Raw genomic sequence first — 22,587 nt, 5'->3', positions numbered from 1 at the left:
ATCGCGAAAGAGCAATGGTTGGCACGCGCCTTGCTACACCTCATCCAGCAGAACCATGGATTATCAGAGAGGCGGCTGATGGACTTTCAGCCCGGGAAACATGATCTGACGCGGCTCCATCTGTCCGAGGTGGGGACCGCAAGCGTCGCACAAGCGAAAGACACTCGTCATGATCGCCAAGATCCGGGAGATCTCTATCGATCGCATTGCGAAGCTCATTGATCGCCCGCGCGCCAATGGCGCGTCTGAGCATCGTCCCTCAGCACACCAACGGAACGTCGTATCATGAAACAGGTTTCCGGGTCGCGCCCCATAGCGCCGAGAAAATGCGAGCAGCCGATGAGCGTGTTTCCTATCGCCGCGGAAAGTCTCGACTCAGCCCATAGCGGGCTGACGGCTGCGGGTGCGCTCGCGAGGCCCGCTTCGGTCAATGGCATCGAGCTGGCAAGGAACTGTCCGAGTGCCATCGCGCTGTTGTCTTCCGTCGCGGCTGCCGCTGCCGGCCAGAAGAGCGACGTGCCGACGCAGCTGTTCAGGCTCGGGAATCTCAGCGATCTCGAGCGCAAGCTGATTGCGGACGTGCTTGGGGAGGGCGAGCTCGCCGGCGTCGTGGCGCTGCCGGGTGGCCGCGTGGCGCAAATCCAGGAATCGGTACTTGCGGGAATCTGGCGCGTGCGCATCGAGACCGACGCCGCACACGAATATGTCGAGGTCGGTGCGATCCCGGAGATCGTGCGGCGCGCCGCAACCGACCTGACGTCGAGCGATCTCATGATCGGCGCGGCACCGGACGGCGCGATGAACGTGCTGCCGGTGCTCGCGGAAATCCGCGAGCGGGCATTGGCCTGGCGGCCGGACATGCGCTCGCAGATCATCAACTTCACCCTGCTGCCGATGAGCCCGGTCGACCAGGCGTTTCTGCAGCAAAGCGTCGGCAACGGGCCGATCCAGCTCAGCTCGCGCGGCTACGGGACTTGCCGAGTGCTTGCGACGGGCATCCGGAACGTCTGGTCGGTGCAGTTCTTCAATGCCATGGACACCATCATTCTGGATACGCTGGAGGTCGGCGGCGTGCCAACGGCTGCGTTGGCCGCCGAGGAAGATTTCTGGGATTCCGCCGAACGCCTGCAAGAAATCATCAAAGCTTACTTCGAATGACGAGCTTCGAGAATTGTGGCGTCCGGAAGGATATCGCAGACGGCTCGCGCATGGAGTGCGGCATCTGTTGGATCGTCTATGACCCAGTTGAGGGGGATGAGGCGACGCAGATTGCAGCGGGAACGCCTTTTGCCGGGTTGCCCGAAAAGTGGCGTTGTCCAAATTGCGATGCGCCCAAATCGAAGTTCATGGCGATTGAAGATGACGTCTGACCGCGAACAGCATTCCCGCACGAGCATGCACGCCGATGCGTCGGCGTGGGGCGAGATGCTCTCGGCAGCCTATCGGGATATCGCGGATCGCACCATGCGCGACCTGCCGATCTTCAACGAGGCCTTGAGCGTCGAAGCCATCGCCTTTCGCGCGCGCGAGGGCAGGATCGTCGGCATGATGGTCACGCCCTGGTTCATGAACGTGGTCACACCCATGCGTGACGGCATTTCGCAATCGTCTCCGGGCCCGGGATCGAACCTGCGCTTGCGATTTCCGGCCGGCGAGATCGAATTCACCGTCAGCGATCTGGTGCCCGTGGGCTCGATCGCGAGCTACTCACTGTTCTCGCCGATGTTTGAGTTCGAGGATATGGCGTCCGCGCGCGCCACCGCCGAAGCAGCGCTCGCGGCGCTGATGTCGCCGGCCAATCGCGCGGCGTCACATGGGACAGATGCGCCACATATCAGTTCGTTCGACCGCCGGCATTTCTTGCACGGTGTACTGACGGAGCGGCGCGCATGAGCCTCGCCGTCCGCAACCAGATCGATGTTACCGTATCGCTTGCTGGCGACGCAATTGCCGCGGTCGAGATTCTGCCGTGCGCCCGGCCGCCACTGGCGCGGCTATTCGCCGGCAAGCCGGCCGCTTCGTTGCTCAACGTGCTGCCGCGAATCTTCTCGTTGTGTGCCGCCGCGCACCAGGTGGCATTCCTGTCCGCGATCGAGGCGGCGCGCGGCGAAAACATCAGCCTTGCGACGCGGCAGCATCGTATCGCCATGGTCGTTGCCGAGCGGCTAGCGGAATTGCTGCGGGGCCTGTTTGTCGGGCATTTCGCGCTGGATACCACCAGCGCCGCAGCGATCCGCGCCCTGATGGAGGGGGTATCGGCACTTCTCAACAGCTCAGAGCCCGGCTGCGGCCAGGTTCGACGCGAGGCAACAGCGCGGGTTCCGATTGCGCTGGCAGCGCTTGGCATAACGAACGAAGACGGCGCGCCGACACTCGGTAACCCACTCGCGCTTCGCATCGCGGCTCTCGAGGAAGACGCGTTGAACCCAATGCCGACGCAGCACTCGTTTTTGTCCGTTGCCGACGACCGCGGCGTCATTGAACGGCTGCTCGCGGATGATGCAGGATTTTGCCGTTGCCCCGACCTGGAGGGCCGCATTCCCGAGACAGGTGCGTGGGCGCGCCAAATGATGCGTGATCAGCTCACGCTAGGCCGGTCGGGGCCGGCCGAGCGGCTGAAGGCGAGGATCGCGGAAATCGTGCGACTGCACGCTTGGCTCCGCTCCAGTGCTTATGTTGAAACAGCGGAGGATGGGATCGTCGAAAGCTACAGGCTGGGGCCGGGCCGTGGTGCGGCCGCGGTCGAATGCGCAAGGGGACGACTCTATCACGCGGTTGAGCTTGATCGTCAGGGGCAGATGTTGCGCTTGGAATTTCTTGCCCCAACCGAGTGGAATTTCCACGCGCGCGGACCGCTTGTCCGCAGCCTGCAAGGCGCGGTGCTGGCCGCGAAACCGCGGGGACTGGGTGCGGTTCGCTCGATGGTCGCATCGTTCGACCCTTGCGTCGGGTTCACTCTCAATTTTCGCGAAATTGGCGATGCATGAAATGGCGCTTTGTGAGGGCATCGTCGAGATCATCGAGGAGGAGGCGCGCCGGCGATCGTTTTCCAGGGTGAAGACCGTGTGTCTGGAGATCGGGGCGCTCAGCCATGTCGCTCCCGAAGCGATGAAGTTCTGCTTTGCGGCCGTTGCCGCGCGGACCATCGCCGATGGCGCGGTTATTGAGGTCATCGAATTGCCTGGCGTCGCCTGGTGCATGGCCTGTTCGAGGAGTGTTGAGATTGCGCAGCGCGATGAGCCGTGTCCCTGCTGCGGCAGCTATCAGCTGCAGATGACCGGGGGCGAAGAGATGCAGGTGAAAGAGCTGGAGGTCGATTGATGTGTACCGTATGTGGCTGTAGCGAAAGAACGCCCTCCATCGAACGCGCCGACGCGCAAGGTGCGCAAACCCAGGGCCATCACCATGATCATGCGCATGATCACTACGGTCACCACCGTGATCATGTGCATAGCGGTCAAAACGTGCATGATTCTCACAACCATCACCACGGCCATTATCACCATCATGATCATAGCCATCAACATGCTCAGGGCGGAGGGGCGCTTGTGGATTGCGGTGCCGATCCGGCCGGCTTGAAGATCGCGGGTATGAGCAGCGAGCGAACCATTCGGATCGAGCGCGACATCCTTGGCAAGAACAATAGGATCGCCGCCGACAACCGCGCGCGCTTCCTGACCGATGACCTGCTCGTGTTCAATCTTGTTTCCAGTCCGGGCGCCGGCAAAACCTCGCTGCTCGTCCGTGCCGTCTCCGAACTGAAGGATAGCCGCCCGGTTGGTGTCATCGAGGGAGACCAGCAGACCTCGAACGATGCCGATCGCATTCGCGCCACCGGCGTGCCCGCAATTCAGATCAATACGGGCAAGGGCTGCCATCTCGATGCTGCGATGGTCGGTGAGGCTTATCGCCGCTTGCCGCCGCTCAAGGGCGGTATTCTCTTCATCGAGAATGTCGGGAATCTAGTTTGTCCCGCGGCGTTCGATCTCGGCGAGGCCTGTAAGATCGTGGTGTTCTCGACCGCCGATGGTGAAGACAAGCCGCTCAAATATCCGGATATGTTCGCCGCATCGTCGCTGATGCTGATCAACAAGATTGATCTGGCGCCGGTGGTCGACTTCGATTCAGCCAAGACCATCGAATATGCGAGACGCGTCAATCCGAACATTGAGGTGCTGACGGTTTCGGCGCGTACGGGCGAGGGCTTTGCCGCGCTCTACGCCTGGATCCGGAAGCAGGCTGCGAATCAGAGGCGTCCCGTCGCTGACGCATTGCCATGAGCGCGAGCGGCGACGCCATCATCCGCGGCGGAACGCGGCTGCGGGTGCGCGTCAGTGGCGCCGTGCAGGGTGTCGGCTTTCGTCCGTATATTTATGGTCTCGCTACCCGTTATAGGTTGGCCGGGTTCGTCGCCAACGATCCTGATGGCGTGATCATCGAGGTTGAGGGCGACCTTACGTGCGAGTTTGTGGCCGCTTTGCCACTCGAAAGCCCTCCATTGGCGCGGATCGACCACATCTCCGTTCAGGAGATTGATGCGCTTGCGGCGAAAGACTTCTCAATCCGCGCCAGCGAACACGGGAGGGGCTCGACGCGGATCGTCGCCGATGCCGCGACATGCCAGCAATGTCTCGATGAGTTGTTCGACCCGAACAGCCGCCATTACCTCTATCCCTTCATCAACTGCTCTCATTGCGGCCCGCGCTATACCATCGCCGAACGCCTTCCCTACGATCGCCGCAACACGGCGATGGGGGAGTTTGCGATGTGTGCCGTCTGCGCGGGCGAATATGCCGATCCGGCGAGCCGCCGGTTTCATGCGGAAGCGATTGCATGTCCGACATGCGGTCCTCGGCTCAGTCATGGGATCAACGACATTGCCGCGGGGATCGATGGCGGCCAAATCGTCGCAATAAAGGGGGTTGGCGGGTACCAGCTGCTTTGCGACGCTCGCAACCATGACGCCGTGCAGCGTTTGCGCAGGAGGAAGCAGCGCGACCAGAAGCCGTTCGCGGTCATGGTTGGTTCCGTAGAGCAGGTCAGCGAGATTGCGGAGGCGAATGCCGCCGAGCTCCCACTGCTCGAATCTGTCGCCCGTCCGATCGTCCTCCTGCCGTCGCGCAACAATCTAGCGCCGGCGATAGCCCCTGGCCTGTCGCGGGTCGGCGTGATGCTGCCGGCGGCCCCGTTGCATCACCTTATCTTCCATGCGCTTCGTTCGACAGGTGCATGGCATGGGGCTGAAGGTCCGGTCATTGTCAGCACCAGTGCTAATCCCGGCGGCGAACCGCTCCCGATCGACAACGCGGAGGCGCTGCGGCGGCTCGCGGGCATCGCCGATCTTATTGTGACCCATGATCGCGATATTCTGACGCGCGCCGATGATTCGGTAGTGGCGGTGGTGGCGGGGCGGCGCCAATTCATTCGTCGCGCCCGCGGCTATGTTCCCGAACCGATCCGGCTTGCGAGGTCTGTGCCGCCCGTCCTCGCCGTCGGCGGCGCGTTGAAATCGACCATCACGGTCACACGGGGCAGTGAGGCCTTCGTCTCCCAGCACATCGGCGATCTCAATACGGCTGAAGGCATCCGCTTCTTCGAGGAGACGATCCGGCACCTCACATCGACCCTCGACATCGATCCTGTCGTCATTGCCCATGATCTGCATCCCAACATGGCGGCCACCCGCTTTGCGGAAGCAAGCGGCCGCGCGCTGGTCGCTGTTCAGCATCACCACGCGCACGCTGCGGCCGTCATCGCGGAGCATGGCCTTGCGGGGCCTACGCTCGCCCTTCTCCTCGACGGCTATGGTTATGGCTCCGACGGCGGCAACTGGGGTGGCGAACTCTTGTTGTGCGAAGGCGCCGGGTTTCGACGGATCGGGCATTTCGCGCCGTTGCAAATGCCTGGCGGAGATCGCGCAGCCCGCGAGCCTTGGCGCATGGCGAGCGCAATATTTCACTTGCTGGGACGGGAAAACGAAATCAGGCCGCGCTTTGCAGCACAGCCTCAGGCCGAGCGTCTGCCGTCAATGCTCGATCAGCCCGGCGTGGCGACCACGACCAGCGCGGGCCGACTGTTCGACGCAGCGGCGGCGCTGCTGGGGATCGCGACTTTGCAGAGCTATGAGGGCGAAGCCGCGATGAAGCTCGAGGCGCATGTGCGGCGGACTGCGGTGCTTGAAGCGGGCTGGATAATCGATGGCGACGTGCTGTCCTTTCGCCCGCTGTTTGCGCGTTTGATTGCAGACAACGTCAGCGCCACGGAGGGAGCGGGGCTGTTTCATGGTACGTTTGCCGCTGCCTGCGTTGACTGGGTCGCGCGCGCGGCGCGGACAACTGGCGTTACCGCCGTCGTTCTGAGCGGCGGCTGCTTCCTGAACGCGGTACTCGCGGATGAAATCGAGCGCGGCTGCGTTGCGGCCGGCCTCACTCCGCTGCTGCCACGGCAGGTTCCGCCCAATGACGGTGGATTGAGCCTCGGACAAGCCTGGATAGCCGCTCTGCAGATTGCAGAACGGCCGTCAGCCCTGGAAGGAACAGCCTAATATGTGTCTCTCAGTACCAGCTGAGGTCGCGAAAATTCTTGCTGATGACATGGCCATCGTGTCCATCGACGGCATCAGCAAGGAGATATCGATCGCGTTCATCGACGATCTCGCGGTGGGGGACTACGTCCTTGTCCATGTCGGTTATGCCCTGGCTAGAATTGACCCGGCGGAAGCCAAGCGCACGCTGCAGCTCCTACAGGAGCTGGGCAGCGTGGGGCAGGACCTCCAGTCATGAAATATGCCGACGAATTTCGCGACAAGACCATCGCGCGGGGGCTAGCGCGTGTGATTGGCGCCGAAGCCGATTCGCAAAGGAAATATCGGTTCATGGAATTCTGCGGCGGACACACGCATGCAATTTCCCGCTATGGCCTGGAGGATATGCTGCCTGCGAATGTTCGCATGATCCACGGGCCGGGTTGTCCCGTCTGTGTTCTCCCCGCCAGCCGGATCGACATGGCGATCAGGCTCGCCGAGCAGCCGGAGGTCACTCTCTGTGTCTATGGCGACCTGATGCGCGTGCCCGGCTCGCAGGGAAAATCCCTGCTGAGCGCCAAGGCGTTCGGCGCCGACATTCGGATGGTCTACTCGACGCTCGATGCGATCCGGATCGCCGAACAGGCGCCGAATCGAGAGGTGGTCTTTTTTGCCATTGGATTTGAGACCACGACGCCGCCGACGGCGGTGATGATCCGGCTTGCCGAGAAGAAATGGCTGAAGAGTTTCAGCGTGTTCTGCAACCACGTGCTGACTCCCTCGGCGATGCACAGCATTCTCGAGAGTCCCGATATCCGCAATATCGGGCGGGTCGAAATCGATGGCTTCGTCGGGCCTGCGCATGTCAGCACCATCATCGGCACGGAACCTTACGAGGTCCTCGCAGAACAATTCGGCAAGCCGATCGTGATCGCGGGATTTGAACCGCTCGACATGATGCAGGCGATCCTGATGCTGGTGCGGCAGGTGAACGAAGGCCGACATGAGGTGGAGAACCAATACAGCCGTGCGGTGACGCGGAAAGGCAATCGGCGCGCCCAGGAAGAGGTGTCGGATATCTTCGAATTGCGTGACCAGTTCGAATGGCGCGGGCTCGGGCTCGTACCCCATAGCGGACTAAAGCTAAAGCAGGCTTACGCTCAATTCGACGCCGAGATGCGTTTCACGATGCACGAAGTGCGCGTCGCCGATAATCCGGCGTGCGAGTGCGGGGCCATCCTGCGCGGCGTGAAGAGGCCGGTTGACTGCAAGCTGTTCGGAACCGTCTGCACGCCGGAAATCCCGATAGGATCCTGCATGGTCTCATCGGAAGGCGCCTGTGCCGCGCATTGGACGTATGGACGGTTTCGCGATTATCGGTTGAGGCGGGCGTGATGAGAGCCTATCAACGCAAGCTCGACATCAAGAACGGACGGGTCGACCTGTCCCATGGCGCCGGGGGACGCGCCATGGCGCAGCTGATCTCCGGCCTTTTTCACGAAGCCTTCGGCAATGAATGGCTCGCCCGCGGCAACGATCAGGCGGCCTTCGATGTTGGCGCCGGCAGGATGGTGATGACGACCGATGGCTATGTGATTTCGCCGCTGTTCTTTCCCGGCGGCAATATCGGATCGCTCGCGGTGCACGGCACGATCAATGATGTCGCGATGGGCGGCGCGCGTCCGCTCTATCTGTCGGCAAGTTTCATCATCGAGGAGGGCTTCCGCTTTTCGGATTTGAAGACGATTGCGGATTCGATGGGCGAGGCCGCGCGCGCCGCCGGCGTTTACATCATCACGGGCGACACCAAGGTCGTCGAGCGCGGGAAGGCGGACGGCCTGTTCATCTCGACGACGGGGGTCGGGGTTGTAGCCGATGGGCTCGATCTCTCCGCCGAGAAGGCAAGGGTCGGCGACCGCGTGCTGGTCTCCGGCAGTCTCGGCGACCATGGTACGGCGATCATGTCGAGGCGCCAGAATCTCGCTTTCGAGACCGAGATCGTCTCGGATTCCGCAGCGCTGCATGATCTCGTAGCCCTAATGGTTGCGGCCGGTGGCAGCAGCATCCGGGTGATGCGCGACCCCACGCGCGGCGGTCTTGCGGCGATGCTCAACGAGATTGCGCATCAGTCGGGCCTCGGGTTCCATCTGCAGGAAGAGGCCATTCCGGTGAAGCCGGCGGTTGCCGCCGCCTGCGAACTCCTTGGGCTTGATCCGCTACATGTCGCCAACGAGGGCAAGCTCGTTGCCATCGTGGCGCCTGACATGGCCGATGCCGTGCTTGCAGCCATGAAGGCGCATCCGCTCGGGTGCGATGCGGCTGATATCGGCGAGGCCGTAGCCGACAATCATCAGTTTGTGCAGATGTCAACCAGCTTTGGTGGCGGGCGAATTGTCGATTGGCTGTCGGGCGAACAATTGCCCCGGATCTGTTGAGCGCAATCGCACTTATGCCATTTCGTTGTTGCTTTGACGAGATCGCCCTGCGATCCTCATGAAGCACTCGTTCGCCTCGAGCGCATCAATCAAACCGAGCATGCGGGATGGGACTCGAAGCGGAACGGCGCGCACGTCGATCCTCGACATCAAGCCCTGCTCTCAACATCAGTTGTGTGATAAATTCCTTCTTCTCACAAACATTAAATGAGTGTCAGGGAGTGGCTATCACTCCCGCTATCATGCTAACCGGTCTCCTTAGCATGGACATCGACGGAACGCAGATTTCGCGGCTAAAGCGGACCGATTGATATGGCGCAAAGACACAGGGGAGCGCAGCGGTTAGGGTGATGCTGATATAAGCGTGGGATAGTAACCGTTGCAGGCCTCAATCCTGAAAAAGTATTGCGATGCCCGCCTGCCTTGGTACACCATCTATCCAACTGTACCGGAGTTCTCCCCGGCTGTCGGTGCACAGGATTGTGAGAAATGGCTGAGGCGCCTGCCGGCTGACGACTCCGTGTCGCTCTATCTCCACATTCCGTTCTGCCGGTCGATCTGTTGGTATTGCGGCTTCCCTACGGCCATCACTCGCCGGGTTGCGCCGATCCTCAATTATTTGTCGGTGCTGCGCGAGGAGATCCGGTTGGTCGCGGAGCAAGCGCCGCAAGCGCTGCCCGTGAGCGACGTGCACTTCGGCGGCGGAACGCCGACCGTCATCGAGCCAGCGGAGTTCCTGGCCCTGATGGAACTCCTGCGCCGCCGCTTCGCGTTCAGGAAAACGGCTGCGATCGCCGTCGAGATCGACCGCGCACGTTCACGGTCGAGACGGCCGAAGCCTTAGGAGCAGCCGGCGTGAACCGCGCGAGCCTCGGCGTGCAGAGCTTCGATCCCATTGTTCAAAAGCGATCAACCGGGTCCAGAGTAAGGCGCAGACGGCCGCTGCCGTCGAAAATCTGCGCCAGCACGGAATAAGCCGCATCAACTTCGACCTCATTTTCGGTCTCCCAAATCAGACGGTGCAGTACTGCGTCGAGAGCGCGACGACGGCGGTGGCCATGCGCCCGGACCGGCTTGCGGTTTTCGGCTACGCGCACGTTCCTTCGTATATGAAACGTCAGCGCCTGATCGATGAGGCAGCGCTGCCGGACAACGCTGCCCGCGCCGAACAGGCCGCGGCCGTGGCCGATACGCTTGTCGCCGCCGGCTATCACCAAATCGGGCTCGACCATTTCGCCTTGCCGGACGATGAGCTCGCAATGGCGCAGAAAGCCGGTCGCCTGCGGCGTAACTCCTTGGGTTATTCGGCCGACACCTGCAAAACCCTGATCGGCTTCGGCACGTCGGCCATCGGCCGTCTCGGCGACGGTTACGTCCAGAACGATGTTGCAACAGGCTCCTACAGCCGGCACATCAGAGCTGGCCGTCTGGCGACGTCAAAAGGCTACCGTCTCACCGATAAAGACCGCGTCCGAGCCGCGATCATCGAGCGGCTGATGTGCGATCTGGAGGCCGACGTGCCGGCAATCTGTGCCGCCCACGGAGTTTATGCGATCCCTTTTCTCGATTCAGCTGAACGCTTGTCGATGCTCGCCGAGGACGGGGTAGTCGACATCGAAAAGGGTTTCATCCGCGTGAGGCAGGAGCACCGCTTTGTGATTCGCGCTGTTGCTGCCGCATTCGACGCTTATCTCAACCGTTCACCCTATTAGCACAACAAGCAGCGTGAGCGGATCCAAAAGCATCACCGCTCGTCGCTAACAGGACGGCGCCTCGACCATGTAGAAATAGTTCTGTGGAATCTGATCCAGACTGCTGTCGGCTGCGGCAACGATGGCGACGCCGCTCGGCGAGCGTCACGTTGGAGACCCCGGCACTGCCGTATGCTTTGGGCACCGTAATCGCCCGGCAGGCCCAGCTTTGCAAGAAACGATCAACCGCGTCGAGCAGCTGGCGGGCTGGACTAGACTGTAGCACTCTGGGATGTCATCAAGGCTCGTCCGGCTTCGGTCCCGAGACCAGTGGCGCGCCCCCGACGGAAACCGGCCCTTGTGGTTTCGGCGAGCGCACGAGTGTCTTGGCCGGCTCTGACACGGCATGGCCAGGCGTCGGACGAGGAACATGAGGAGGAGAAGCCGTGGGTGCCGGATTCTGCAATGAGTCGATTCGTAAAGTCAGCGCTGCGATTTGATCTGAGATTCGTGTTAAATCGGCCAGCTGGGCACTGATGCTGCGGTTGAGTTTAGCGAACTCGTCGCGAGCCTTCTGTTGTCCCGACTGAATCTCCGACAGGGCCGCCCGGTCCTCCGGTGACAAGCCTGGCATTGGGGCGACTTCACGGGCGGCCGCCAACGTCTCGACAAATTGTCCGACGTTGGTCCAAAAATAGGCTCCTGCAGCGCACAGGCCAACGAGGACAACTACGAGTACTAAAAGCCACGAAACGCGTCTCGACGACGTGTGCAATACCGGCGGCAAGTCCGAACCGGCCGTTTGATCCATCATCTCCATCATCCCTCGCTCGATGTCCGGGTCTGTGTTGGCTTTTCTCGTTGACGCGCTATGACACGATGGTCAAGAGCTGCAGCGAGCCGCGACCATCGACAAATCGTTATCCGCAACGTTGCCCTCATCGATTGGTCATCCAGTCCTATGATCGGTTCGATGTAACACTTTTTGCGCATGGCCGGCTCCTACATCATAGCGCCACCGCAAAGCAATAGTTCTCGTCTTCATCGGCCATGGCGCAGCATTTCCTCGCATTCAGAAAAAGCCTGCGAGCAATCTTCCATTTGCCGGCACCGAATGCGAGCCAGTCGTTATTTCCTGAATTATCTTTCAGGCTCGTATCGAGCTAGGCATCGCCACTTGCCGTAGCCCCATCCCTTGACGAGACGCGCCACTTAGAGCTCTACGAGCTGCCCGTGGGTCCACTCTTCACGCGCCGGAATAGTCGGCTCGTGCCCAAAATACTCTTCAAGCTATCCTGGCCTGCGCAGTCGAATACGGAGCACAACGCCAACTATGTCGAGCCCAATTGCACATAAAAATCTTGGGGAAAACAAACCGTTCGGCGAGTCCGGCGGTCGGCATAAATCTGCAAGATCAATGACGTCGGTCCTCTCGCCTACGTCACCGACATCCTGAGGATGATGGTCAATGGTCACCCGAACGATGAACTCGGCCAACTTCTTCCCTGGGCCGATCCGGGCAATCCCTAAAAGCCGTCGCTTGAGAACGACGCTAATGATGCAGATCAACAAATCGCGGTTTAACTGCGTTTCCGCCGAGAGATGGGCGCGTAAAGAACTGAGCGGCTGCAGCGCTCACGAGTGACCGACGCCCGATTTCCACTGGACCGATGCCAGCGTCGCCAGAGTTCGTCTAGTCGCCGAGGGGCCTCACCCCGAGCAGCGAAACAGCCACGATCCCTGCATCGACAGGCAACGGCTTGCGATCCAGTCAACTACTAACGTTAGCAGTTGGAGGAGATGACGGACACGTGGCAATCGGCGGTTAATGAAGGTCGCGCGGGTCACACGTCAAGGAACTGGGATGCAATATAGAACTGGCCGCTCCAACGGCCCTGATGGATGTGCCAACGCATCTGCGGCCATCAAATCGGCTCCAACCGCGATTTCTCCTTTCTTATGCAAGCCCATGATGGACCTTCTGGCGCGATCGCCGAGCGCACAGGTTTCAACGGTCTCTCGGCTTCGGGCCTGTCAGTTGCCTCGTCTCTCGGCTACCGCGATGCCAGTGAAGCATCATGGAGCCAACGCGTCGTCCTTGGCGCGCGAGCCCTGCTTTCTGATGACTACTATCTTCTCGAAGAAGACGTCTTCTCCGATCAGAATGCTGCACGGCCGAAATCCTCATGCTTCTGGTGGAAGAGGCGGATCGTTCGCAGTGTATTGGTGGCGAGGACACCGAGGCGCCGTCCGCCCGTCGCCACTATCTCGCCGAGCGAAGGCACCGAATAAAGCCGGCCGCCGTCGACACCGAGGCAGCGCAACAGAACTGCGTTGGAACAGTCGATTAGCTTGGCCGCGGTATGGCGTGCTCGACACGTGCGTTCCGATCAAGCCAATAGCGTGCCGGCCGGTGACGAGGTCGGGAAGGCTCAGCGGGTATCGCTGAGATAGACGGGCCGATTGCAGCCAAGCATCAGCCCCGGAGCCTTCAGACATTAGAAGGTTGGGGGTCAGCTCCGAGCCAATCAGGCCGGAGCGCAATCCATTCAAGACTAGCAATACGGACGCGGAGTTCACTATGCATGGTTACTTTGTCCTGGCGACGGCTGCGGCACGCGTTTTCAGCTTTCGATCAAGTACGAAGCAAAGAGGGCTTGTTATCGCACTCTCCCTGGCAGCGAGCCTCGTCGGCAGTTCGGCGCTGGCACAGACTGCCATGGGCCTAAGCCAAAACGCGACATTCCAGATGAGGTTGCTAAAAGAAGAATTGAGAGGGAGTCCGATTCGGTCACAAAATTCCGAGGCCGCCGGCTCAAACGAGCAACGCTTCCGGTCGGTAACTCCGGCGCTAGCACAAACTGCCAGTTTGCCTTCCGCAAAGCGCGACAGTGCGGATGAAATTGCTAAAAACAGAACTCAAAAGGAGATCGACCCATTCGCAAAGTTCGAGAACCTCCGCGAAAAAGGTATGTGGCTCAATATCCCTGGTCCTGCCGATACGATAGATCACGATAAAGGCGGCGTTAGATCCGCGCTGGCAGAGGTCGGGATCGGCTACGTTGGCGGGACAGTAATCAGTCTCGTAGACAATCAACTGCCAAATGCAGCCAGTGCCACCACCGCCAATCAGCTATATATGGGCCAGAATTCGACATTTAGTACCGTAAATTTCATGATTGTGACCTACGATCTCAGCCGCTTTGGAATTCCCGATGGTCAGATCGTCGTGGGAGCCGAGCAGCAGTACTGGACATGGAAACCCGGAGGGCCAGATAGAGTGGGTCTCAATACATTGGCCTATTACCAGACGTTTTTCGACAGGAAACTCGAACTCAAAATGGGTTACCTCAGAAATGTAAATGAGTTCGCAGGCACATTGGTCGGAGGGAACGCAGGAGCAAGCGTTTTGGCCCCCTCGTCGAATATTTTGTATCAAGCTGGCATGAGCAACAATGCCGCGCCTACGCCAGCTCTCAACGTGAAGTACAATTTTGATGATCACCTATATGACAAGGTCTCAATCCAGCGCTCAATCAGTCCAGACGGTCAGTATGCGCAGATCACCGAAAATCCCACCGGCTTAAGCTGGAGCACGGCCAACGCGGGCATTCTTTTGCTTGATGAAATTGGCTACAAGAACAAAGCTGCTCCGGGCTTACCCGAGACCTGGTTGCGGGCGGGCGCCGGTTTCAATAACAGCACCTACAAGAACTTGCAGTATCCGCAGCAATCGAGAGCCGACGCGAACAGCGTCTACTACGTCGCAGCGGACAGGCAACTCTGGCAGTCTGATGTCCAGGGCTCGGCATATCGTGGTATCTATGGTGGTTTCTCTGTAATGTACGCTCCACCTGACCTAAATAAAGTCAGCCAATATTACGAGCTTCGTCTCTATGCGAAGGGACTGTTTGACAGCCGGCCCAGTGATCAGATTGCTATTGTTGCCACTAACACCGTCTGGAGCAACTTTGCAGTGGACGCTGCCTTGGCTAAAGGGAATCTCGTGCATCGCGACAGCACAGCGATCTTGGGCACCTATACCGCGCATCTGGCACCCGGGATATATGCAAGTGTAGGACTGGCATACATCAACAACCCGACGAGCATTACACACACGCGCCAAACGGGACATGCTCTGAATTTGTTGGTGTCTACCTCGATATTCTTCTAAGTCCTCAAGGCTAGTCACGTGACTCTAAAGTTCGCCACATAAAGTCTCCTGGGCTTTGTGGCAGAAGCGTTTGACGGAAGCCAAAATCTGGTACGCCGACTTGGTCCATTTGAAGGGCTTCTGATATTTGTTGTGCTGGTCGATGAAGGTACGGCTGTCGGCCTCGAGCTGCCTGACGGAGGTGTGGACACCTCGCTGGATCTGCTTTCTGGTGAGTTCAGCGAACCAGCGCTCGACCTGATTGATCCATGACAGGGCTTCGACGTCTTGTCGGTCGGAGCACAGTTCGGATGGCGAGCGATCCTTGAAGCAAATCGCCATAGAGGGGCTGCCGGGCGGCGAACGTTGAGAAAAGCCCTCGCGACCACGCGTGCGGTTCTCAAAGATCAACGCGAGGAGGAAGCCGAAGATCTTGGCTTGCCGGTCCGCGGTGCGATTCAGGCAATGCGTGCCACTCACGAAGCACGAGCCGCGCAGCGCAATGTTGAAGCAGAAGAAGCCGAACGGCTGAAGCGTTTGGAGCGGTTGAACACGATCATGCCCCTGTCAAACGCACCGATGGGCGAGCACATTCGAATTGGATAGAGACGCCGCACTCAAGCCTCAACGGGATGACACCGCGCGAAGCCGCAGCACAATCCGCCGGACTTCTCGAAAACGCGACACGCCTGCTGCACAATTTCGCGGCGGAGTTTGCGAAGACGGCGAAATGGGTCGATGAGTTGGAGCGGGAAGCGTCCAAGCTGATTCCACGCCCCGACAAGCTTTGTCTCTCTATGACAGTCAGCGATCCGGACCTGCCGGGACTGGCCTCGCCAAGCGTCTACATCAAGGAGGAGCAAACCATGCAGCAATGTCTCGTACTTTTGATGCGTCGTTTTGGAAAGCGGTAGTGTCGCCTATCGCACGGCGCCAACGGATACGAGGGTCGAGAGCCTGTGAAATTCTTTTCGACTATCATCGAACAGTTGGACATGGCGGTTGCGGAGATTGCCGTCGATCAGCCGATCCACAGCCGCTTCGCGCTGATCCTGATCGATAACGCCACGGAATTGCTCATTCACCGATCGTGCAATACGCTGCCCACGGCGCCGGAAAAGATAAGACTCCGCTTAGTCCCAAGATGCGTCGCGAGGCGACGGGTAATTACTTCGAGCCGAAGCTGGCCGTAATGAGGCATGTCGATGCAATCACGGAGGATGAAAGACGCTTCATTGCGATAGCGCATGCCTATCGTAATGAACTGTATCACGTCGGATTGCGCCACGTTGGGAATGTCGCTCAAGACCGAACTGATGCAGCGGATCGGACGCATCGAAAAGCACTTCAATTTCATCAGTCGTGATCTTGATGGGAGACACCGCCGGCTGCGATGCTGGAAAATCTCCAATTTGCATACGATCATAATTCCGCGCTTCGGAAGAAGGGTGGCGAGAACATTTGGATTCCATGGGACGCGCCGTTCATGCAGGGCCATAAAACGCGTCTCATGGCGACGTGGAAGCGACGGTACTCGACTGTGCCCATTGTTAAGTGGCGGCAGAAGGCGAATCTCATCGGAACGGAGACGAATTGGCTGCGCGCAGCCGCGGCGCATGATGATCTCAACCGGCAGATGGATTATTTGGATGACGCTATCACCGAAGCGCTTTCTGAATTTGATGGCTGGGTGCAACAGCAGATCGACCGGGCGCGGGGCAAGTGAGCTGTGCGATGAGCCGAAGTGGTAGTGGCACCTCAGGTCCTTCCCGCGGAGGCCCGAGTCAAGCGATGACAGCGCCACCTCAGGGCACCGGAATTCCATGACCGTATGACGGTATTCCTGAGGGTCGCTAGCCCGCATTTCTCACGGGGCCGATTGATTTTGCGATGGGCATTGGTGGGTCGGCGCGAAGGCGACGAGGACCGTGGCGCCGAAGACGCTGGCGTCGAGATGGCTTTGTGTGTCTCCGTTGGGCCTTGTTGATGATGCCGCGGATTGGGCGCGTTGCGGCGGCGCGTGTCAGGCCGGCGAGCCGCGGGCCTTGGCGGCTTCGGCCAGGCTGCGGGCGGCGCGGCCCCATTGTTCGGCGGCTGGGCAGGCCGAGGCCATGGCAATTTTGATGCGGCGGCAGGAGATGCGCACCAGTGCACCGATTTTCAGGAGCTTGAGGCGGATGGTGCCGCAGGTGGCGTCCGCAAAGGCGGTTTCAGCAAGGCCGATGCGCCGCAGCGCGCAGATCAGCACATAGGCCATCGAGGCGAACCACAGCCGCAGTTGGTTGGCGCGCATGGTCTGAGCCGATGTGCGGTCGGCGTAGAGGTCGAGCTGGCATTCCTTGATGCGGTTCTCCATGTCGCCGCGCGCGCAGTAGATGTCCTCATAGAGCTGCCGCGCGCCCGCCTCGCTGCGCTTGAGCGAGGTGACGACGAAGCGCGGATTGGCCTCGCCGTGCGTCCACTCCGCCTTGGCGACGACGCGGCGCTCCTGGCTCCAGCTATCAAGCGTCGTCCACTGGAAGTCCTTGAAGCGGCGCGCCGGGCGGCCGGTCTTCTCGGCCGCGGCTCTCGCCGCGGCAAGCTCCTCTTCGATCATGGCGACCAGGCGGATGTTGCGGGCGAGCCCGAACAGGTAATCTACGCGGTTGTCCTCGCACCACGCCATCAGCGCCGCGCGCGCAAAGCCACTGTCGGCTCGCAGCAGGATGCGCACGAACGGCCAGCGGGCACGGATTTGCCGAACGATCCGCGCAACCTCATCCACGCTGCCCGCACTGGCATCGATGTCGGAGGGCCGCAGCTTGGCCGCCAACAGATGCCGGCCGCAGAACACGTACAGCGGCAGATAGCAGTAGCAGTCGTAGTAGCCGTGGAAGAAGCGCCCCTCCTGATGCCCGTGCAGCGGATCGTCGGTGGCGTCGAGATCGAGGACGATCTGCTCCGGCGGCCGCTGGTGCGCCTCCAGGAACAGCGTCACCGGCAGCGCCTCGATTGCCGCCGCGTCATAGGCGATCTTGTGATAGCGCGAAGGCTCCTCCCGGCTCAGTTCCAGCCGGTTGAGCGTCGACTTGCCGGCCACCGGCGCGCAGTCCTCGCGCCGCGCCGAAAGCTTGTCCGAAAGCACCGCCATCAGCGGATCGTGCCGCAGTTCATCATGGTCGTTGAGATCTTCATAGCCGAGCGCGATGCCAAACACCCGCTGCCCGATCAGTGTCGCCACCGTGTGCTCGATCAGGTCCTGCCGGCGATGATCGCGAAAGCAATCCGCAAAACGCCCGACCAGATCGATCGCCCGATCGGCCGCGCCCAGAAGCAGCGCGCCGGCATCCGACGTCACCAGTCCAGCGTCAAAGGCCGCTTCCACGAGGCGTCCTTCCACCCTTCCAAAATCAAACCGCTCTGCGCTACACTCTGTCGGCATCGGGGCGCTCCTCGAATCATCGCAAAGTCCTTCTCGCAAAAGAACTTTCGCTGATTCGGCGCCCCGATGCGCCTAACTCTGTGAGAAATGCGGGCTAGTCCTGCTGGGCCGGATCATCAGCGGCAGCAGCATGCGGCGAGTATGGCAGATCGGGCCATTGACCGAGGCCGGCTCGTTTCACCCGCCTTCCGAGCGCCAGCACCTGCGGGAACTGACCGTCCCAAGCCAAACTGTTCGATAGATACGTTTACGGATCATTTCCCACCCGAAAGATTCGTTTACGTTTCATCTTGACCGATCGAAATGATCTGTTTACGTATCACCCACTGGCAAATGATCCGGGAACATATCATGACCTCCGCCCCAGACCCCTTGCTCAAGGATCTTGGCATGCACTTTAGAAAGGCGCGCATGGCCGCTGGCTTGTCCCAGGAGCAAATCGCCCTTCGGGCGAACATCAGCAGACCCCGCTATCGGGACATTGAAACCGGTGCCGCTGCCGCCCGTGCAACGACGCTCGTCAACGTCGCCCGCGCCCTTGGCATGGAAATGATGTTGATCCCGCAGGCGATGGTGCCCGCTATTCAGTCGATGCTGCAGCCCGCCGCCGACGATGATGATCGCCCCGCATTCACGTCAGACGTTGAAGAGGAGGAAGGCGCATGAGTCCGACCGTTCTCGCGGCAGAGCGCATCCAGTCGCTCGATATCTCGTTGAACGATCTTCCAGTCGGCACGCTCGTGCGGACGCCGGGCGACTACAATGCGTTCAACCTTTTGCCCGCTTACCGGAACTTAAACAACCCGCCAATCTTCAGCCTGTCGCTTCGCTCAGCGAACGGCAGCCTCCGCCGGGATCCAAAACCAATACGCGGCGCGCTGCCACCGTTCTTTGCGAACCTGCTGCCCGAAGAGAAACTGCGCGAGGCGATGGAAAAGCACCACGCGGCGTCAGTAAGACCAGGAAACGACTTCGATCTCTTGGCTGCGCTGGGGATCAACCTGCCAGGAGCGGTATGCGCTTTGCCGAGTGATGGTATCCCCATTCCAACTGGTCCAGAAGCGGAGGGCAATAAAAAGGCGCGATTTTCGCTTGCCGGTGTGCAGATGAAGCTTTCCGTCATGAAGAACACAGGAAAGGAAGGTGGGATCACACTCGCCGTAGACGGCGAGCAAGGGCAATATATCGCGAAATTTCCCTCGCTCACTCACATCGGGCTTTCGGAAAACGAATTCGCAGTTCTCGCCTTGGCGGAAGCGCTGGGGATGGAAGTGCCGGCACGCGAACTCGTCGACAAGAAGGAGTTCGCCGGCATTCCGGAAGAGTTCAACACCATGTCCACGGGCAAGGTGCTGCTTGTCCGTCGCTTCGACCGCGGCGCGGACGGAGCGCGCGTCCATATGGAAGACTTCGCACAGGTCTTTGGCCGCTATCCGTCGGAGAAATACATTGGCGCAGCCTATCATAATATCGCAGCAGCGCTGAACAGCGGCGTCTCCTTTGATTCAGCCATCGAATTTGTTCGGCGCCTTGCACTCACCGCGGTCACCGGGAACGGTGATATGCATCTCAAGAATTGGTCGCTGCTGTATCCCGGAGACGGACGGACACCAACGCTGTCGCCTGTCTACGACGTGCTTTCAACAGTTCCTTACATCCCAAAGGACGGTATGGCGCTGAGCCTTGCCGGCGAAAAGTCGTTCAAGGCGCTTACTCCAGAGCGCTGGCGCAACTTCGCAAATCGAAGTCGTCTTCCGGAAGGGGCAGTGGTGACAGCCGTAGCCGAGACGGCGGCGACCGTGCGCGACAAGTGGTCGGTTCTTCCAGAACGCGATGTTGTGCCTGCCCAGGTCCTCAGCCGGATCGATGCCCATATCGAAGAAATGGCAAACGTTCTCGATCCGTAGATCCCAACGACCAAGCAGGATCAGGGACGTGAACCTATAAATCCGGAGTGGTCCGCAGACTTCCGCTTTGATACGGATTGTGTTGAAAAACTCGAAAATCGCGGGGCTCCGAAAATTCTCGCAAGTGTCGCGCATTGGCAATTTCAGCCGCTGCAAGGCTTTGCAGAATCAATACGAACGCCAGCGATCGTTTTTGGGTAATTGATGTGGTCCCTCATCTCACAGCGAGATAGACGCACCAGCGGTCCTGAGAATTTTCAGTCATCAGCGAACAAGGACTTTTTCAACACAATCATACGCATTCCGGGCTCCAGCCCGGACATCGCGTGAGGTCTGGAAAAGGGCCAGGCTGACCGCCCGACGACCACAGTATCGAGCATGAGATGATGAACAGATGCGGGCTCCCCGTCTGCAAGCATTTCCGCAAACCTGCTGTATCAGTCCGTCCCGATCAATTGGCATCGCTCGGGCTACGGCTAATTGATCCTGCGCAATAGGGGCGGAAATCGCTGAATTTCTGCACCATTTGGCCGCCAGAGGACGGCCGAAGACCTTGCTCCCGCGCGAACCGAGATATTTTTTGTTCGATGCCGTCTATTCATAATATTTCGGAACGCGATGTCTCTATTATTCGCGAGGCGACTGAGCACAACAGGACGCGCGTGTTGTGGATGTCGGCGGGCGTTAGAAGAATATTTCAACAAACGGACGAAGTCGCAAACGCAAGTGATTCAAGTGGACGATAGATGATGCCGCGAAGCGCGGACTGGCGACGATTTGAGAGGGCTTTCAGCGACCATGCGATAGGTGGCCGCAAATCGCTTCGACAGAATGGAGACAATTGTCGTTGGAGGAACAGGAGAGCCGCTCGCTTGCAATCGCGAACGCAGGGAGCAGAATGGTACGAATTCGTTAGGTAACGAGTTCGTGCACGCTGTTCGTCACCGCACGGCAACAAACAATGCGTCTGCTGCGAAATTAAGAAAAATTGAGTATCTCCTCTCAACGAAAAATGGTTCATCTTAGACTCGCGCATTCGAAAATTCTTTGAGAGGATTGATTATCAAGCAATGATGCCGGTCAGGGAGCTCATGATGCGCAACAACATCTTCGACATCGTGATTCCGTTACGCGCAGAGCTTGTTAATGACTTGTGTGCGTCCTTTTGTTGACGCTGCCCAGATGCCGCTGGTCGGCCAGCCGCTCGAGCTGTTCACGAAGGGGGAGAATAGATCGACATGCGCGGGGCTGCTCGCAAACGGTCAGCCGCGCTCCTGCGACGTCCCAGCACGAACACGAGGGCCCCGATGTGGGGGCGGCACGCAGGTCCAAAGAAGAGAGCGCTCCAGACGACCATGACGATGTGGTCGACAGGTTATCTTTCGATTTTCTGTGATATTTTTGGCCAGGAGCGACACGAACATCTTATCACCTCATTGTGAACTAAGGCGTCATATTAATTTCAACCAGAGGGTGTATCAGCCTCGGGCTGGGTGCTGCAGCAGCCTCCGGCGCCGCTACTGAACTAGCTGGCATGTTGCTTGAGCTTGGACGAGGATGTGACATGGTGACCACGCGCGAAGTGTCTGTCGATGACGTCACAACGGTAACCCACATGGTTGCTGCCCTACTTGCCGAACTTGAGGGCGGCCAAGTGCAGGCCGGACTAGATACCCAGCTTGCTGTCGACCTCCTCATAAAAGAGCGCGTCTATGGGTTTCTTGCTTTCGCGGAGGCTCGTCCTGTGGGCATCATCATGTTGTCGGAAAGCGCGGCCCTTTTTGCGCGCGGAACCTACGGCATCATTACCGAACTCTACGTGGTGCCGGACCAGCGATCGTCTGGGATCGCGATGCGCCTCATTGAGGCTGCCGTGAGCCTGGGGACGGTAAAAGGCTGGGGTCAGCTTGAACTGGGGGCGCCGAGGCAGCCGACGTGGAGCCGCAACCGCAGCTTGGCCTTCTACTTGAAGGCCGGTTTTGCAGAGATCGGCCCACGCCTCAAGTTGCCGTTGCACGGCCTTGGCCAGAGCATTTTCGCCGAACGCTGGCCAGTCTCCCAGGGCGTCCGGACAGGAAGGCTTGCGAGCGGGCCGTTTCTCGAACGTCGCGATAGCTCTAACAGGTTGTTGAAGAAGTCACTAGCGGGCAGGCGTTTGGCATAATTCTCTGGAGTGATTGAATCGGGAAATGGAGATGCGCCGCTCTGACGCGCAGTATGGATTGCTATTCAGCTATGTGGATTTGGAAGCCCGCCTCCGCGGTGATCATCCGCTGCGAACGATCCGGGTAATAGCAAACGCGGCGTTGAGTGTCGAAGGCTTTCACGGCGCTTTACGTGGACTTCGGGCGGCCATTGATCGCACCAGAGAAGCTGCTTCGAGCGGTGGTACTGCAACCCTTCTAGTCTTACTGTGTCACAAAAGAAGGCGCTTCGTCTGCCGGGTGCAACAAGGAC

The 22,587-nt window shown here is 59.7% G+C and carries 20 protein-coding genes and 5 pseudogenes; 20 read left to right on the top strand and 5 right to left on the bottom strand.

Going from position 1 to position 22,587, the window contains the following annotated elements:
• Nucleotides 1-339: 339 nt before the first annotated feature.
• The 11 genes and pseudogenes from CP49_RS31990 to hemN all read left to right on the top strand — a co-directional run bounded on the left by CP49_RS31990 (nucleotide 340) and on the right by hemN (nucleotide 10,670).
• Nucleotides 340-1,158 carry a hydrogenase expression/formation protein gene (locus CP49_RS31990; RefSeq protein WP_245310966.1) on the top strand — a complete coding sequence of 273 codons (819 nt, stop codon included), beginning with the start codon at nucleotides 340-342 and terminating at the stop codon, nucleotides 1,156-1,158.
• Nucleotides 1,155-1,370: a rubredoxin gene (locus CP49_RS31985; protein ID WP_057854114.1), complete on the top strand. Its 216-nt coding sequence runs from the start codon at nucleotides 1,155-1,157 to the stop codon at nucleotides 1,368-1,370. Before CP49_RS31990 ends, CP49_RS31985 begins: the two co-directional genes overlap by 4 nt.
• Nucleotides 1,360-1,893: a [NiFe]-hydrogenase assembly chaperone HybE gene (hybE, locus tag CP49_RS31980; RefSeq protein ID WP_063791808.1), complete on the top strand. Its 534-nt coding sequence runs from the start codon at nucleotides 1,360-1,362 to the stop codon at nucleotides 1,891-1,893. The genes CP49_RS31985 and hybE overlap by 11 nt, the downstream gene beginning before the upstream one ends.
• Nucleotides 1,890-2,987, top strand: coding sequence for a nickel-dependent hydrogenase large subunit (locus CP49_RS31975; RefSeq protein ID WP_057854113.1), 1,098 nt, complete (start codon nucleotides 1,890-1,892; stop codon nucleotides 2,985-2,987). The genes hybE and CP49_RS31975 overlap by 4 nt, the downstream gene beginning before the upstream one ends.
• Entirely contained in the window at nucleotides 2,980-3,321 is a 342-nt protein-coding gene (gene hypA, locus CP49_RS31970; protein WP_057854112.1) for a hydrogenase maturation nickel metallochaperone HypA, read from the top strand. Before CP49_RS31975 ends, hypA begins: the two co-directional genes overlap by 8 nt.
• On the top strand, nucleotides 3,321-4,280 hold the full coding sequence (gene hypB / locus CP49_RS31965) for a hydrogenase nickel incorporation protein HypB (protein ID WP_057854111.1): 960 nt from the start codon (nucleotides 3,321-3,323) through the stop codon (nucleotides 4,278-4,280). Before hypA ends, hypB begins: the two co-directional genes overlap by 1 nt.
• The gene (gene hypF, locus CP49_RS31960; RefSeq protein WP_057854110.1) at nucleotides 4,277-6,544 is read left to right on the top strand and encodes a carbamoyltransferase HypF; all 2,268 of its coding nucleotides are present in this window, start codon (nucleotides 4,277-4,279) and stop codon (nucleotides 6,542-6,544) included. The genes hypB and hypF overlap by 4 nt, the downstream gene beginning before the upstream one ends.
• A gap of 49 nt (nucleotides 6,545-6,593) precedes the next feature.
• Complete coding sequence (locus CP49_RS31955) at nucleotides 6,594-6,782, top strand: HypC/HybG/HupF family hydrogenase formation chaperone (RefSeq protein ID WP_309142463.1); 189 nt, start codon at nucleotides 6,594-6,596, stop codon at nucleotides 6,780-6,782.
• Nucleotides 6,779-7,918, top strand: a complete 1,140-nt coding sequence (hypD, locus tag CP49_RS31950) for a hydrogenase formation protein HypD (RefSeq protein ID WP_057854108.1) — start codon at nucleotides 6,779-6,781, stop codon at nucleotides 7,916-7,918. Before CP49_RS31955 ends, hypD begins: the two co-directional genes overlap by 4 nt.
• Nucleotides 7,918-8,958: a hydrogenase expression/formation protein HypE gene (gene hypE, locus CP49_RS31945; RefSeq protein WP_057854107.1), complete on the top strand. Its 1,041-nt coding sequence runs from the start codon at nucleotides 7,918-7,920 to the stop codon at nucleotides 8,956-8,958. The genes hypD and hypE overlap by 1 nt, the downstream gene beginning before the upstream one ends.
• Before the next feature lie 379 nt (nucleotides 8,959-9,337).
• A pseudogene (hemN, locus tag CP49_RS31940) lies at nucleotides 9,338-10,670 on the top strand (oxygen-independent coproporphyrinogen III oxidase).
• A gap of 57 nt (nucleotides 10,671-10,727) precedes the next feature.
• Here hemN and CP49_RS49050 read toward each other — a convergent pair.
• A pseudogene (locus tag CP49_RS49050) lies at nucleotides 10,728-10,905 on the bottom strand (SfnB family sulfur acquisition oxidoreductase); the annotation flags it as partial.
• 42 nt (nucleotides 10,906-10,947) lie between these two features.
• Nucleotides 10,948-11,472: a hypothetical protein gene (locus CP49_RS31935; RefSeq protein WP_082646339.1), complete on the bottom strand. Its 525-nt coding sequence runs from the start codon at nucleotides 11,470-11,472 to the stop codon at nucleotides 10,948-10,950.
• Nucleotides 11,473-12,053: 581 nt separating this feature from the next.
• On the opposite strand from CP49_RS31935, the gene CP49_RS49045 reads away from it, so the two are divergent.
• From CP49_RS49045 to CP49_RS43640, 3 genes and pseudogenes are all read left to right on the top strand, one after another.
• Entirely contained in the window at nucleotides 12,054-12,179 is a 126-nt protein-coding gene (locus CP49_RS49045; RefSeq protein ID WP_082646342.1) for a transposase domain-containing protein, read from the top strand.
• Nucleotides 12,180-12,551: 372 nt separating this feature from the next.
• A pseudogene (locus CP49_RS49475) lies at nucleotides 12,552-12,743 on the top strand (isocitrate lyase/phosphoenolpyruvate mutase family protein); the annotation flags it as partial.
• Nucleotides 12,744-13,230: 487 nt separating this feature from the next.
• Nucleotides 13,231-14,823 carry a carbohydrate porin gene (locus tag CP49_RS43640; protein WP_082646341.1) on the top strand — a complete coding sequence of 531 codons (1,593 nt, stop codon included), beginning with the start codon at nucleotides 13,231-13,233 and terminating at the stop codon, nucleotides 14,821-14,823.
• 24 nt (nucleotides 14,824-14,847) lie between these two features.
• Here CP49_RS43640 and CP49_RS31925 read toward each other — a convergent pair.
• Nucleotides 14,848-15,075 (bottom strand): annotated as a pseudogene (locus CP49_RS31925) (IS630 family transposase); the annotation flags it as partial.
• Between the two features lie 359 nt (nucleotides 15,076-15,434).
• On the opposite strand from CP49_RS31925, the gene CP49_RS31915 reads away from it, so the two are divergent.
• Entirely contained in the window at nucleotides 15,435-15,716 is a 282-nt protein-coding gene (locus CP49_RS31915) for a hypothetical protein (RefSeq protein WP_057854104.1), read from the top strand.
• Between the two features lie 167 nt (nucleotides 15,717-15,883).
• On the opposite strand, the gene CP49_RS31910 is transcribed toward CP49_RS31915, so the two are convergent.
• Entirely contained in the window at nucleotides 15,884-16,159 is a 276-nt protein-coding gene (locus tag CP49_RS31910) for a hypothetical protein (protein ID WP_057854103.1), read from the bottom strand.
• 36 nt (nucleotides 16,160-16,195) lie between these two features.
• Here CP49_RS31910 and CP49_RS31905 point away from each other — a divergent pair, with 36 nt between their 5' ends.
• Nucleotides 16,196-16,528: a hypothetical protein gene (locus CP49_RS31905; RefSeq protein ID WP_057854102.1), complete on the top strand. Its 333-nt coding sequence runs from the start codon at nucleotides 16,196-16,198 to the stop codon at nucleotides 16,526-16,528.
• Between the two features lie 297 nt (nucleotides 16,529-16,825).
• Here CP49_RS31905 and CP49_RS31900 read toward each other — a convergent pair whose 3' ends face one another.
• Nucleotides 16,826-18,223, bottom strand: coding sequence for an IS1380 family transposase (locus CP49_RS31900; protein WP_057854101.1), 1,398 nt, complete (start codon nucleotides 18,221-18,223; stop codon nucleotides 16,826-16,828).
• A 351-nt stretch (nucleotides 18,224-18,574) separates the two neighbouring features.
• Here CP49_RS31900 and CP49_RS31895 point away from each other — a divergent pair, with 351 nt between their 5' ends.
• The 4 genes and pseudogenes from CP49_RS31895 to CP49_RS43635 all read left to right on the top strand — a co-directional run.
• Entirely contained in the window at nucleotides 18,575-18,889 is a 315-nt protein-coding gene (locus tag CP49_RS31895; protein ID WP_057854146.1) for a helix-turn-helix domain-containing protein, read from the top strand.
• The gene (locus tag CP49_RS31890) at nucleotides 18,886-20,130 is read left to right on the top strand and encodes a type II toxin-antitoxin system HipA family toxin (protein ID WP_057854100.1); all 1,245 of its coding nucleotides are present in this window, start codon (nucleotides 18,886-18,888) and stop codon (nucleotides 20,128-20,130) included. The genes CP49_RS31895 and CP49_RS31890 overlap by 4 nt, the downstream gene beginning before the upstream one ends.
• Before the next feature lie 1,564 nt (nucleotides 20,131-21,694).
• Nucleotides 21,695-22,294 carry a GNAT family N-acetyltransferase gene (locus CP49_RS31885; RefSeq protein ID WP_082646336.1) on the top strand — a complete coding sequence of 200 codons (600 nt, stop codon included), beginning with the start codon at nucleotides 21,695-21,697 and terminating at the stop codon, nucleotides 22,292-22,294.
• A gap of 31 nt (nucleotides 22,295-22,325) precedes the next feature.
• Nucleotides 22,326-22,533, top strand: a pseudogene (locus CP49_RS43635) (transposase); the annotation flags it as partial.
• Nucleotides 22,534-22,587: the final 54 nt, after the last annotated feature.

Origin of the sequence: Bradyrhizobium valentinum (genome assembly GCF_001440405.1) — a bacterium.
In the GTDB taxonomy this organism is placed as follows: Bacteria; Pseudomonadota; Alphaproteobacteria; order Rhizobiales; family Xanthobacteraceae; genus Bradyrhizobium; species Bradyrhizobium valentinum.
The sequence above is the reverse complement of the archived record's forward strand: the minus strand, read 5'-3'. Positions and strand labels throughout refer to the sequence as shown.

Bases quoted from the DNA above. Each gene is read 5' to 3' on its own strand.
- CP49_RS31990 (WP_245310966.1), top strand. From the start codon at position 340: ATGAGCGTGTTTCCTATCGCCGCGGAAAGTCTCGACTCAGCCCATAGC.
- CP49_RS31985 (WP_057854114.1), top strand. From the start codon at position 1,155: ATGACGAGCTTCGAGAATTGTGGCGTCCGGAAGGATATCGCAGACGGC.
- hybE (WP_063791808.1), top strand. From the start codon at position 1,360: ATGACGTCTGACCGCGAACAGCATTCCCGCACGAGCATGCACGCCGAT.
- CP49_RS31975 (WP_057854113.1), top strand. From the start codon at position 1,890: ATGAGCCTCGCCGTCCGCAACCAGATCGATGTTACCGTATCGCTTGCT.
- hypA (WP_057854112.1), top strand. From the start codon at position 2,980: ATGCATGAAATGGCGCTTTGTGAGGGCATCGTCGAGATCATCGAGGAG.
- hypB (WP_057854111.1), top strand. From the start codon at position 3,321: ATGTGTACCGTATGTGGCTGTAGCGAAAGAACGCCCTCCATCGAACGC.
- hypF (WP_057854110.1), top strand. From the start codon at position 4,277: ATGAGCGCGAGCGGCGACGCCATCATCCGCGGCGGAACGCGGCTGCGG.
- CP49_RS31955 (WP_309142463.1), top strand. From the start codon at position 6,594: ATGGCCATCGTGTCCATCGACGGCATCAGCAAGGAGATATCGATCGCG.
- hypD (WP_057854108.1), top strand. From the start codon at position 6,779: ATGAAATATGCCGACGAATTTCGCGACAAGACCATCGCGCGGGGGCTA.
- hypE (WP_057854107.1), top strand. From the start codon at position 7,918: ATGAGAGCCTATCAACGCAAGCTCGACATCAAGAACGGACGGGTCGAC.
- CP49_RS31935 (WP_082646339.1), bottom strand. From the start codon at position 11,472: ATGATGGAGATGATGGATCAAACGGCCGGTTCGGACTTGCCGCCGGTA.
- CP49_RS43640 (WP_082646341.1), top strand. From the start codon at position 13,231: ATGCATGGTTACTTTGTCCTGGCGACGGCTGCGGCACGCGTTTTCAGC.
- CP49_RS31915 (WP_057854104.1), top strand. From the start codon at position 15,435: ATGACACCGCGCGAAGCCGCAGCACAATCCGCCGGACTTCTCGAAAAC.
- CP49_RS31910 (WP_057854103.1), bottom strand. From the start codon at position 16,159: ATGAAATTGAAGTGCTTTTCGATGCGTCCGATCCGCTGCATCAGTTCG.
- CP49_RS31905 (WP_057854102.1), top strand. From the start codon at position 16,196: ATGCTGGAAAATCTCCAATTTGCATACGATCATAATTCCGCGCTTCGG.
- CP49_RS31900 (WP_057854101.1), bottom strand. From the start codon at position 18,223: ATGCCGACAGAGTGTAGCGCAGAGCGGTTTGATTTTGGAAGGGTGGAA.
- CP49_RS31895 (WP_057854146.1), top strand. From the start codon at position 18,575: ATGACCTCCGCCCCAGACCCCTTGCTCAAGGATCTTGGCATGCACTTT.
- CP49_RS31890 (WP_057854100.1), top strand. From the start codon at position 18,886: ATGAGTCCGACCGTTCTCGCGGCAGAGCGCATCCAGTCGCTCGATATC.
- CP49_RS31885 (WP_082646336.1), top strand. From the start codon at position 21,695: ATGGTGACCACGCGCGAAGTGTCTGTCGATGACGTCACAACGGTAACC.